The organism is Sporosarcina saromensis, from assembly GCF_033253735.1.
GTDB classification, from domain to species: Bacteria; Bacillota; Bacilli; order Bacillales_A; family Planococcaceae; genus Sporosarcina; species Sporosarcina saromensis.
Window position 1 is genome coordinate 101,800 of sequence record NZ_JAUBDI010000007.1, and the last position, 12,637, is coordinate 114,436.

A 12,637-nucleotide genomic window follows, 5' to 3' on the forward strand; every position below is an offset into this window, starting at 1 on the left:
ATGCATCCCCCTCTTATTTACAGAACGTCAGGCGCTCGGGTCGCTTCAGGCCAGACGCATAAGGCAAAGAACGCCTTATGGTCTTGCCTTCCAGCGCCTGTCGCGCCTAAACGACGTTCTACGCTTTTGGTGACATCCAGCTCCGAACGTCAGGCCCTCGGGTCGCTTCAGCCTAGACGCATAAGGCAAAGAGCGCCTTATGGTCTTGCCTTCCAGCGCCTGTCGCGCCTAAACGACGTTCTACGCTTTTGGTGACATCCAGCTCCGAACGTCAGGCGCGCGGGTCGCTTTAGGCCAGACGCATAAGGCAAAGAGCGCCTTCTGGTCTTGCCTTCCAGCGCCTGTCGCGCCTAAACGACGTTCTCCGCTTTTGGTGACATCCAGCTTCGAACGTCAGGCGCTCGGGTCGCTTCAGGCCAGACGCATAAGGCAAAGAGCGCCTTCTGGTCTCGCCTTCCAGCGCCTGTCGCGCCTTAACGACGTTCTCCGCTTTTGAACATTAAAACACTGTTTTTAATGCTTGGCTTACTGTTTCGACGCCTATGACTTCGATTCCTTTTGGGAAGTCCCATCCGCCGATGTTGGAGGCCGGGATGAAGACTCGTTCAAATCCGAGTTTGGCTGCTTCGATGACGCGTTGTTCAATACGGGAAACGCGGCGAACTTCTCCTGTCAAACCGACTTCGCCTATGAAACAATCTGTCGCCCCCGCAGCCGCATCGCGGTAACTAGAGACGATGCTGACTAACACTGCTAAATCGATTGCCGGTTCATCCAGTTTTACACCACCCGCAACTTTTATATACGCATCTTGCGCTTGCAACAGCATCCCCATTCTTTTTTCCAGAACAGCCATGAGCAATGACACACGGTTTTGATCAATACCTGTCGCCATTCGCTTCGGATAATTAAAACTCGAAGGCGTCACAAGCGCTTGGATTTCAACAAGAATTGGACGGGTTCCTTCCATGGATGCCACGACAGTCGAACCCGCTCCGCCTTGGGATCGTTCTCGCAAAAATAATTCTGATGGATTCAACACTTCTTTTAAACCAGACTGCAACATCTCAAAAATAGCAATTTCATTTGTCGACCCGAATCGGTTTTTCACACTGCGCAAAATCCGATACGTATGGTGACGCTCCCCTTCAAAATACAGAACCGTATCCACCATATGTTCCAGTAGCCGCGGACCTGCAATCTGTCCATCTTTTGTTACATGTCCGACGATGAAGATCGCGATATTTTGCGTCTTTGCTATGCGCATTAATTCCGCAGTACATTCCCGCACTTGCGAGACACTTCCTGGAGCTGACGTTACTTCCGGATGATGAATCGTTTGAATGGAATCCGCAATGACAAACTTCGGTTGAACGTCATTAATCGTTTCATGAATCTTGGACAAGTCTGTTTCTGCATAGATATACAATTCATCCGACGTAACACCAAGCCGTTCTGCACGCAATTTTGTTTGTCGAATGGATTCCTCTCCTGATATGTACAATACTCGCTGTTGTTGGTTCGCAAGAAGAGAAGAAACTTGAAGTAGTAACGTTGATTTCCCTATTCCTGGATCGCCACCTATGAGCACAAGGGAGCCTGGTACAATTCCGCCACCTAACACACGATTCAATTCGCCTAGCTCCGTTTTCACCCTCGGTTCCTCTGCCGTCTGAATGGAATTGATTGGTTGGGCCTTTTGATGAACGGTTTCTGTATGCTGGAATGCACCACGAGGACCTTTACTTACAATTTCAACTTCCTCGTCCATCGTGTTCCATTGGCCACAACCCGGACATCTTCCCATCCATTTTGGCGATTCATATCCACAATCCCTACACATGAATTTCGTCTTTCGTTTTGCCATAGTACCCTCCATCTATGAAAAAAGACGGCCCGATTCCGTAGAAATGCGAATTCTACGGAAGGGCCATCCAATTATTGATTTTCCGCCACTGCTTCGCGTTCCGTCTTCACGACGAACTTGTCATCTTCCACATCGACAACCACTTTACCACCTGTCAGAACCGTGCCTTTCAACAGTTCCTCCGATAAGCGATCCTCGACATGTTTTTGAAGTGCACGTCTCAACGGACGCGCGCCATAATCCGGGTCATACCCTTCTGACGCAATCTTCGTTTTTGCTTCATCTGTCAATTCAAGCGTAATATCTTGTTCAGCCAAGCGTTTCGTCAACTCATTAGACATCAGCGTCACAATTTCACGCAAGTGATCTTTTTCAAGTGAATGGAATACAATCATTTCATCGACACGGTTCAAGAATTCCGGACGGAACGCTTTTTTCAGCGCATCCAACATCTTGGACTTCATGCCTTCGTAGTCTTGTTCACCGTCTTGAAGATTAAAACCGACATACCGATTTTGCTTCAACGCATCTGCTCCGACGTTAGACGTCATAATAACGACTGTGTTCCGGAAGTCGACCGTACGTCCTTTCGAATCCGTCAATCTTCCATCCTCCAACACTTGCAATAAGATGTTGAATACATCCGGATGCGCTTTTTCAATCTCATCGAGTAAGACAACCGAATACGGCTTTCTACGCACTTTTTCCGTTAACTGGCCGCCCTCATCGTATCCTACGTAACCTGGAGGTGAACCAACAAGTCGGGACGTCGCATGCTTCTCCATATACTCGGACATGTCAATTCGAATCATCGCATCTTCATCACCAAACATTGCTTCCGCTAGCGCTCTTGCAAGTTCGGTTTTACCTACACCCGTCGGTCCGAGGAAAATGAACGAACCGATTGGACGCTTCGGATCTTTCAATCCTGCACGCGCTCTTCGGATTGCCCGGGAAATTGCCATTACAGCTTCACTTTGACCGATGACACGCTCATGAAGCAACTCTTCCATGTTCAACAGTTTTGCAGTTTCCGTTTCAGCAATTTTTGCTACCGGAACCCCTGTCCACATCGCGACGACTTCCGCAATGTCATTCACCGTCACTTCAGACTCTTTTTTCCCTTGTTTCTCTTTCCAAGCCGTTTTCGTCTTTTCGAGTTCTTCTTTCATTTTTTGTTCTTTATCGCGGAATGATGCAGCCTTTTCAAATTCCTGGCTTTGCACCGCGGCATTCTTTTCATGGCGAATCGCTTCCAATTTAGATTCCAGTTCTTTCAAATTCGGTGGCGTCGTATACGAACGTAAACGTACTTTAGAACCGGCTTCATCTATCAAGTCAATCGCTTTGTCCGGCAAGAAGCGATCGGAAATGTATCGATCGGACATCTTCGCCGCAGCTTCAATTGCCTCATCCGTAATTTTCACACGATGATGCGCTTCATAACGATCACGCAAACCGTTAATAATTAGGATCGTCTCTTCCACTGTTGGTTCATCTACTTGAATTGGCTGGAAACGTCTTTCAAGCGCCGCATCTTTTTCGATGTATTTTCGGTATTCGTCAAGTGTTGTCGCACCGATACATTGCAATTCACCACGTGCTAACGATGGTTTCAAAATATTGGACGCATCAATCGCCCCTTCAGCACCACCTGCACCAATCAATGTATGCAACTCGTCTATAAATAGAATGATATTACCGGCTTGACGGATTTCCTCCATCACTTTTTTCATCCGGTCTTCAAACTCACCACGATATTTTGTACCTGCAACAACTGTACCCATATCAAGCGTCATGACACGCTTATCTCGCAAGATTTCAGGTACTTCATTGTTAACAATTTGCAACGCAAGCCCTTCTGCAATTGCGGTCTTACCCACACCCGGCTCACCGATTAAGACCGGATTATTTTTCGTGCGGCGAGCAAGTACTTCGATAACACGGGTGATTTCCTTGCTACGACCGATGACTGGATCTAAAGAACCTTCACGAGCGACTTCCGTTAAGTCGCGCGCCAGACTATCTAATGTAGGCGTTGAGGCAGATGCGGATGAACTTTGAGAACCGACAGCTGTATCATTACTGCCTAACAATTGAAGAACCTGTTGTCTTGCTCTGTTCAAGCTAACACCCGCATTATTTAACACGCGTGCAGCAACGCCTTCCCCTTCGCGAATAAGCGCTAACAGAATATGCTCCGTGCCAATGTAAGAGTGTCCTAATTTACGCGATTCATCGACAGACAACTCAATGACTTTTTTCGCTCTCGGTGTGTAATGAACGATTGGACCAACTTCCTTAGAACCTGATCCAACAAGGCTTTCGACGCCTTTTTCAATGGTTTCAAAGCTGACGTCGATCGCTTCCAATGCTTTTGCAGCAATGCCGCCACCTTCACGTATAAGTCCTAATAAAATATGTTCTGTGCCTATTGATTCATGTTTCATTCGGATCGCTTCTTCTTGTGCAAGTTGCAACACTTTTTGTGCACGCTGTGTAAAACGATTGAACATCATATGCATTCCACTCCTTTTATTTACCATCTAAACTGTTTTTCGCATGACGCTCACGAAAAATACATCTCTTTTACTCTATTCAATCAGGCCATCAAGCAACCCAATTCCACTAAATTGACTTTGACTATCTTTGACTTAATTATAATAAAAAGAAAAGTCCCTTGCAAAATACTTGCTTACTTTTCTTTATTATTTTCTTCTTGTTGTCGATCTGGTCGCAACCGTTCCCTGAATAAATTCGCTCTGAAAATATCCCGTTCTTCTGCAGTTAACTCTGCTTTCGCATATTGCTGTAAAAAGCCCGGTTGCATGAAAACCATCAACTCATTCAATATAGACATATCAATGTCTTCGATAATATTTAAATCAATACCGAGACGGACATCCGACAGGCAACGTGCAGCTTCCCCAGATGGTAGTAGTCGAGCGTACGTGATGATGCCGAGTGATCTAAACAATTTGTTTTCCAACGCGACGCGTGACTTGGAGAGCAGTAGTTCCCGCGAACGACGTTCATGGGCAATTAATCGTAACGCCACATTTTTCAAGTCCGCTAAAATCTCTTTCTCCGTTTTCCCTAAAGTCGTCTGATTTGAAACTTGATAAATATTCCCTGGCGCTTCACTGCCTTCACCATAGCTCCCTCTTACAACCATCCCTAGTCGGGTGATTGCAGGAATAATTCGATCGATTTGTTTTGTAATCGTTAAAGCCGGTAAATGCATCATGACTGATGCTCGCATGCCCGTACCCGTATTTGACGGGCAACTCGTCAAGTACCCGAACGCTTCATCAAAAGCGTATGGCAATTGGCCTTCCAAATAATTATCAACTGTATCCGCCTGCTCATAGGCATTTTCAAGTTGGAACCCCGGATAGATACATTGAATTCGGATATGGTCTTCCTCATTCACCATTATGCTGATCGTTTCGTCTTCCGATAAGAGGACTGCACCGTGCCGTTTTGAATCTGTCAGTTGAGGGCTGACGAGATGTTTTTCGACGAGAACTTGTCGATCGAGTAATGGCAGCTCAGACATCTTCATATAGGCATACCCTTTTTCTCCAGAATTAAGCAATGCAGTTGAAACTGCTTCATCGATTTTGTGAGCTTCTTCAGCAGTGAATGCAATTGGGAAGCGATATCCCTTTAAATTTCGAGCTAACCGGATTCTTGTCGACATGACGATATCTGCATGCTCGCCACTCGATTTCATCCAACCGGTAACCGCATCCTCCATGAATTTATCAATTGACATCGCCAACATCACCTCCGTCCGCACATTGCGCCAAGCGAAGTTTCAATGCATTCGCCTCGTCCCTCAATGTGGCCGCATCTTCAAACCGCTCCGCCTCAATCGCTTGTTGCATTTCCATTCGAATTTCCTCTATTTTCTTCTTCAAAGCGAACAATTCATTGAATGAAACAGGAATTTTCCCAACGTGTGTCGTATGGCCATTATGGAGTTTGCTCAAAACACGTGGCAATCGCTCTTTGAACGTCGTATAACAAGTAGGGCATCCAAACTTCCCAACGTCTAAAAATCGTCTAAACGTCAATTGACAATCAGGACACTTTGGCCCCTCCGGTAAGCTATCCCTCGTTTGTTGGAAAGGTTGAACTGAGTCCGTACCACCAAACCAATGGGAGAGGAACTGTTGAATCGAAAGCGGTTCCTGGTTCGGATCCAAGTGAAACATTTGCGATTGGAATGCGCATTTGTCACACAAATGACGTTCGGTTGTCCCATTCGCATTTTCCTGTGTGAAAATTACGGAAGCCTGCCGTTCTTTACAGTTATCACAATTCATCATCTCACCTCTTCGTCATGCTACGCTTGTCATTTGTATAAGAGTGTCATTAATACCGATTGTAAAACCCGTGCCCGTATGATGTCCCGCTCCGGCAATGGGAAATGGAGCGTATTCCGATCTACAGCCGCTAAGATAATTCTCGCTTCTCGCTCAGAAATAGCTTTCTCCTCGAGCATCCTGAGCACTACATCTTCCGCCATCGTATACGTGACACCTTGATGGATGCTCTCTAAAATATGTTCAATCAATTCTTTGTGCGAGTTTGTTTGAACGCGGTAAATTCGTATATACCCGCCACCACCTCGTTTGGACTCGACAGCGTACCCACGTTCTACTGTAAACCGTGTGTTAATGACGTAATTGATTTGGGAAGGAACACATTGAAATTTCTCAGCTACTTCGCTTCGTTTAATCTCAATTGTTCCACTATCTTCTTTTTCGATAATACCCTTCAAATACCCTTCTATAATGTCAGAAATGTTTCGCATATTTTCACCTCTTTCCTCTTGGTGACAAGTCACTGACTTTGACTATCTTTGACTTAATTGTACACGAATAAAACTTGTAAATGCAATTGAAATGCTACCTTCCAGCCATCAAACTCTCTCTTCCATTCAGTCACTATCCCCCAAACTGAGAATTCACAGTCACATTTTGAATGAATACATCATATATTGACAAAGTACTCTTCAACTCTTTTTAGAAACCCCGTAAGAGTTGATGCATACTTTTTTCTTGTTTATAATAGATTTTAGAGGGTAATAAAGTAGTTGAGGATTTTTTTCTGACCTCTTTTTTCCTCGTCACAGAGTTGCGTTCAAGAGGACTGATGAACTGTCGATTGCAAACAATCCCAATTCTTCACCCTGAAGCAATCTGTCCTTTTGAATAGAATTGCGTCTTGATGTATTTACACATAAATTCGAGTGTTCTCGAACAAAACCCTCTACTGATTCACAACATCTAACCGAGGCGTGATTTGGATTTGACAGAACAAAAACCTACAGACACTCTGTCAAATGCACGCAAAACTCTCTTCACGAACCCCAAAACAAAAAGCTCCAGGTACACCCATACCAATGGAGGAGATTTTCAGCATGAACTGGTACGAAAAATTAAGTGAGTATTTCCCGATCGAAGAAATGAAGTCCAAAGAACATATGGACGCCCTATTGAAAGACAAGAAAAACGTCTACATCAAAGAAGAAGGACCGCATCATGTCCTCATGTATGCAGAAACTGAAACATTCATTTTCATCGACTACTTATTTGTCTCCGCTCAATCCCGCGGTGCAGGTCTCGGACGAAAGCTTTTGACATCCTTAAAAGCAAAAGGAAAGCCGATCATTTTAGAAGTGGAACCGGTTGATTACGAAGATACAGACACCGCTAAACGTCTGAAATTTTATGCACGCGAACAATTTCATCACGCGCGACGAATCGGATACAGCAGACGCTCGCTCGCAACCGGCGAACAAACGGAACTCGAAATCCTTTTCTGGTCCCCGACAGACGCCGATGAGGAGACCGTCTACGAAGCGATGAAAACAACATATGAAGAAATCCATACGTATAAGGATGAGACATTTTACGGTGATCAATACGACCCGACCGATAAAGTTTTAGTTTTTGAAAAAGAACGCAAACAAAACATTCTTGAATCCTTTGTAGCAACAAAATAATGAAAAAGCAGCCTCTCCACAGTGAGGCTGCTTTTTCTATGTAGATGAAAATTTCTTCAGTGTTCATAAACGATTAAAACGTTGTTGACGATAGCTGATAGTATATGGGTGTGTTAGGGAAAGAAAATAAAGGAGGAAAAACTTTTTGTTAAAAGCTTTCGATGATTTAAGGAAGCAAAAGGATTTGCGTAGTTTGTAAGTAATCTTCCATGCGGAGAGGATTTTTTTCTACACATGGAAGCTTCATGAATATTCATCTTGTACAAAAAACTGCTCAACTAAAAGGAAGAATTAATGAAATACTTTATATTAAATCCTTATGAAATTTTACAGTTTCAAAGTACATGAACTTCTTCGTGTCTTCTTGAATTTCAGGATGAAGTTCTTTAAACCAATCTGCTTCAAGATCTTCTTCTGCGCATACATCACCTCTCCAAAAAGTGATACCTAATTTTGGAAAAACATACATGAAACCAAATTTGGAATCACTATTTCTAATATAGGGAGAGATAGCATCGAAGTGCTCTATGAGCTTTTCAGCTTTCGTATTAATAACATCAATCCCCTTGAAATTGCAGTAAAAATTATTTTTTAGATCATTTACAATCAAATGAATATATTGCACTCCTCCCTCTTCATCATATTCAAAATGAAATGTGTAATCATAGCAATTATACTTTTCAATGTAAATTTTATTAACACGTTCTGCTTCTTCTTCCTTCATTCCAAACTTGAATAATCCAACTGAATACCCTTCTTGAACTGTTAATTCTACCATTGCACACCTCCATGAATGTGTTGTTACAAAACTTCTTGGAATCAAAAAAAGGCAAAAAAATGTACACGCATTCCTTTTTGCAAATCACGATAGCCTGATAACCAACCCGTCAAAGTGTCAAAACCCATTTGGCGCGACAAGAATTATACAGAAAAAACAGATCTCCGCGGAACACTTTAAACGCCGCATAACGCACGCAAAAATCCACTTATTATCCCAGCCATTTACAAGTCACTTAATAACAATAATACTGAAAATTCAATTGAAAAGATACCTTTTGTCCGGTTAATCATCGTTAATTTGTAAAAAACATCCTACGCGCCATGCCACTTCACTTACTCTAATCTACCCGCGAATCCATTTTCCGCATAAATCTTGCAAACTGCTCATATCTGGTCACAACTCCGCATACTTCCTCAGAACAACGCTTATTCCCACAAAACGCCGCATACTTTTTCAAAACGCCGCAAAACCATTTTCCACAAAAAAAGTTATTGAATTTCTCAGAATCTATGACATAATGAATGTTATTCTTTAATACGTTACAGTAAAGAAGCACTATATCTAGGGGGAATGCAAATGGTCGCTACAACCGAAACAAAAAAGAAGGGATTGTTCAACAGATTCCTTGATTTCATTGAGAAGTATGGAAACAAACTACCTGATCCAGTTATGTTATTTGTCTACATCGCTGGTATTATCTTACTTTGTTCGGCAATTTTCGGAGCACTTGGAACGAGTGCGACGAATCCAGGAACGGGCGAAGAGATTAAAGTTGTCAATTTGTTAAATGGTGAAGGGCTCATTATGATTTTGACGAACTTAGTCAAGAATTTTACGAGTTTCCCACCGCTAGGACTCGTTCTCGTCGTCATGTTAGGCGTTGGATTAGCTGAATCGACAGGTTTAATCGGAACGGTCATGAAAACGACGATTTTGAATGCACCTAAAAAGATTATCCTACCGACAATTGTACTTGTCGCAATTTTAGGGAATGCAACAGCAGACGCAGCCATGGTTGTTCTACCTCCTATCGTTGCGATGATTTTCATTGCACTTGGCAGACATCCGATCGCGGGACTTGCTGCAGCATATGCATCTGTCGCAGGCGGTTTTTCAGCTAATCTAATTATTAGTGTACTGGATCCTCTTGTTTATGGATTCACAGAAATTGGCGCACACATTTATGATCCGACCTATTCTGGCAATCCAGGCATGAACTATTACTTTTTAGCCGTTTCTGCATTGCTGCTTGTCCCTGTGGCCGTATTCGTTACAACGAAAATTGTAGAGCCTCGCCTCGGTAAATATGATGGTGTCACTGAAACATTAGAAGAAGTCACTGCTTTAGAAAAGAAAGGACTTAAATGGGCTGGACTTTCTGTTGCAGTCATCCTCTTGACTGTCTTAGCATTATCTCTTCCGGAAAATGCATTATTGAGACATCCGGAAACCGGTAGCCTGACAACTTCGCCACTAATGGACAGCTTAGTACCAATCATGATGCTAGTTTTCCTTGTACCATCCATTGTTTATGGAAAAATCGTCAAATCCGTCAATAACTCTAAAGATTTTGCAGATCACTTAGCGAAAGCTATGTCTGGTATGGGCATGTATATCGTTATCGCATTTGTCGCAGCACAAATGATTGCGTACTTTAACTGGAGTAACCTCGGTCCAATTGTCGCGATTAAAGGCGCAGAAACCCTTCAAGCACTCGGCTTAAAAGGACTTCCTTTGTTCATCGGATTCATCATCGTGGCTGCACTCATCAATTTCTTAGTTGCAAGTTCGTCTGCAAAGTGGGCAATCCTTGCACCTGTTTTCGTTCCGATGTTCATGATCATGGGCTATAGTCCAGCTTTAACACAAGCTGCTTATCGGATTGGTGATTCCATTACAAATCCGATTACACCAATGCTTGCTTACTTTGCAATTGCGTTAACATTTGCGAAGAAATACGATTCTAAGATTGGAATCGGTACATTCATGACTTCACTGTTGCCGTACTCCATTGCGTTCGCCATCATGTGGATCATTCTTTTCGCCGCTTGGTATTTACTCGGTATTCCGTTAGGACCTCAAGGCGAATTATTCATACAGAAATAAAAGAAGGGTCGCTCCGCACATGGAGCACCCTTCTTTTTGTATACTTTTCCTTCCAACTAAGCACATCTCAAATTACTCGATTGTAATGTTCGTCATCTCTTTGACTGGTAAGAAAAGCTCGCCTGTTGCCAAGTACGTGATGGCTAATCGATCTCCTTCTTGCACATATATTGCTAAAGGAACTACTTCAGTTGAAACAACATAGTTCGTTCCGTCATCCGATAAGATGGATACGATGGTGAAATCTCCCGCACGTTCCTTATAGACACGCAAAACAGTTGCAACCGTCTTTTCTTCTTTTGCACTTGAACTACCATCAACAGAACTGCCTCCACGTTGTAAAGCTGCTTTGTACAGCTTCAACGCTTCATTCGGTGAGTTTGCAAAAACAGAGATTTCAGGATTAGCAGCCGATACGATAAAGTAATTTTGTAAGAAACCGTTTGAGTCAAGTACTGGCGTCAGCCAACTCGCTTCTCCATAGAAATTGTAGAGAACCGGCATTTCCCCCGTCCATTTCTTCTCAATAAATTTCTTCTCAATAATTTGAAGAGCCCCTTGTGAATCCATATATGATTCTTCCAGGTTACCAGTGTAGTAAGTCGCTTTGCCCGTACGTCCATCCGTTAACGCATAGCCGAGCATCGAGTCAACTTCTTCTTTTGGACTTGTGAAATCTGTAAAATAATACATATGGCCATTTTCATCGAAGATCGGACTGACATTCGATTCAGTTCCTTCATCAGAAGGCAATTTCACATCTTTCTTCCCGACAATTGAATTCCAGAAACCATGAACATACTTTCCAAAATAACTATTTTGCAGACTGACTGCTTCTGGTGAAACAGCGCCATCGATGTAATCAGGAATTTCGTTTAGTGCAAACTGCTCCACTTCCCCAGTTTTAGGGTCCACCATTACAATTCCGTGGACGTCAAATCCATTCCTTGCTGTGATGAATTCTCCGTAAGACCTAATATAATGCGGCTCACCTTCGTCATCAATTTCAAGTTGTACATCCCCGTAAAAAATGAGATTTGGAAATTCCATTCGCATATGCCGCTCTACTTGTTTGTGGAAAAACGAAGAAGGCGTATAGACCATTTCCGACTTCACAAACTTAGGGTTATCAGCTGAATCCGTGGCACTCATTGTGAAATAGCCTGGTGTTGTCTTACCATTCAACCATTTAAAGAAACCCGAGAATTCAACAGGAGCAATGTACACAAACTCCCCATTCACTTTTTGAATTTGCAAATGACCCAGCTCGTAAAAGCTTGTATTCGGCACTTGTCCAAATGCTTTTTTCATTTTATTCCTTGCAAATTTCGGTGGTACACTTGCTGGTGTTTTTGATTCATCAAATGCCTTAATCTCAACTTGCTGATCCATCTCTACCGCTTGAAATTTTTGGTCAGCATTAAAAAGTGGCGCACTCAAAATATACACACTTCCTAACAATGCGACTACAAATAAGATACCTTTGACAGACCGTTCTTTCCCGGTAGCAAACACTACGCCGGCGAGTGTAGCAACAAGAACGAATGCCCATAACGACGTCCAGTTTCGATCCAAATTCGTTAGGTAATAGACGCCAAAAGTAAGTATGGATAGTAATAACGTTGTAGATAAAATAGCCGTGATACGGTTAAATTGAACTTTATTGGATTCTGAAGATCCACTAGAGATCGGTACAACTATGACCGCAAATGCCACACCTGCAGCGATCGAAAATAGTAATAAATCGATCATAAAACCACTCTCTTCTTTTAATAAATTTGTATGTAAGTTACTATACGAATGAATAGCCATTTCGTTTCATTCGAATGAAAAAAGCTATCTGGAACAGGCAATTTTCTCACCTGTC

The 12,637-nt window shown here is 42.9% G+C and carries 9 protein-coding genes; 2 read left to right on the forward strand and 7 right to left on the reverse strand.

The features are described 5' to 3' along the window. Positions 1-499: 499 nt before the first annotated feature. The 5 genes from radA to QT711_RS09495 form a co-directional block, all read right to left on the reverse strand. A complete protein-coding gene (radA, locus tag QT711_RS09475) occupies positions 500-1,867 on the reverse strand; it encodes a DNA repair protein RadA (RefSeq protein ID WP_317943731.1) in 1,368 nt (455 codons plus the stop codon). 71 nt (positions 1,868-1,938) lie between these two features. Next, a complete protein-coding gene (gene clpC / locus QT711_RS09480; protein ID WP_317943732.1) occupies positions 1,939-4,386 on the reverse strand; it encodes an ATP-dependent protease ATP-binding subunit ClpC in 2,448 nt (815 codons plus the stop codon). A gap of 176 nt (positions 4,387-4,562) precedes the next feature. Then, positions 4,563-5,645: a protein arginine kinase gene (locus QT711_RS09485; RefSeq protein WP_317943733.1), complete on the reverse strand. Its 1,083-nt coding sequence runs from the start codon at positions 5,643-5,645 to the stop codon at positions 4,563-4,565. After that, positions 5,635-6,198: a UvrB/UvrC motif-containing protein gene (locus QT711_RS09490; protein WP_317943734.1), complete on the reverse strand. Its 564-nt coding sequence runs from the start codon at positions 6,196-6,198 to the stop codon at positions 5,635-5,637. Before QT711_RS09490 ends, QT711_RS09485 begins: the two co-directional genes overlap by 11 nt. Before the next feature lie 29 nt (positions 6,199-6,227). Further along, positions 6,228-6,689, reverse strand: coding sequence for a CtsR family transcriptional regulator (locus QT711_RS09495; protein ID WP_317943736.1), 462 nt, complete (start codon positions 6,687-6,689; stop codon positions 6,228-6,230). Between the two features lie 609 nt (positions 6,690-7,298). Here QT711_RS09495 and QT711_RS09500 point away from each other — a divergent pair. Further along, complete coding sequence (locus QT711_RS09500; protein WP_317943738.1) at positions 7,299-7,883, forward strand: N-acetyltransferase; 585 nt, start codon at positions 7,299-7,301, stop codon at positions 7,881-7,883. 304 nt (positions 7,884-8,187) lie between these two features. Here QT711_RS09500 and QT711_RS09505 read toward each other — a convergent pair whose 3' ends face one another. After that, positions 8,188-8,661: a hypothetical protein gene (locus tag QT711_RS09505; protein ID WP_317943740.1), complete on the reverse strand. Its 474-nt coding sequence runs from the start codon at positions 8,659-8,661 to the stop codon at positions 8,188-8,190. A gap of 579 nt (positions 8,662-9,240) precedes the next feature. Between QT711_RS09505 and QT711_RS09510 the strand changes: the two genes are divergently transcribed. After that, positions 9,241-10,770, forward strand: a complete 1,530-nt coding sequence (locus QT711_RS09510) for an AbgT family transporter (RefSeq protein WP_317943742.1) — start codon at positions 9,241-9,243, stop codon at positions 10,768-10,770. Between the two features lie 72 nt (positions 10,771-10,842). Here QT711_RS09510 and QT711_RS09515 read toward each other — a convergent pair whose 3' ends face one another. Beyond that, positions 10,843-12,522, reverse strand: a complete 1,680-nt coding sequence (locus QT711_RS09515; protein WP_317943801.1) for a hypothetical protein — start codon at positions 12,520-12,522, stop codon at positions 10,843-10,845. Positions 12,523-12,637: the final 115 nt, after the last annotated feature.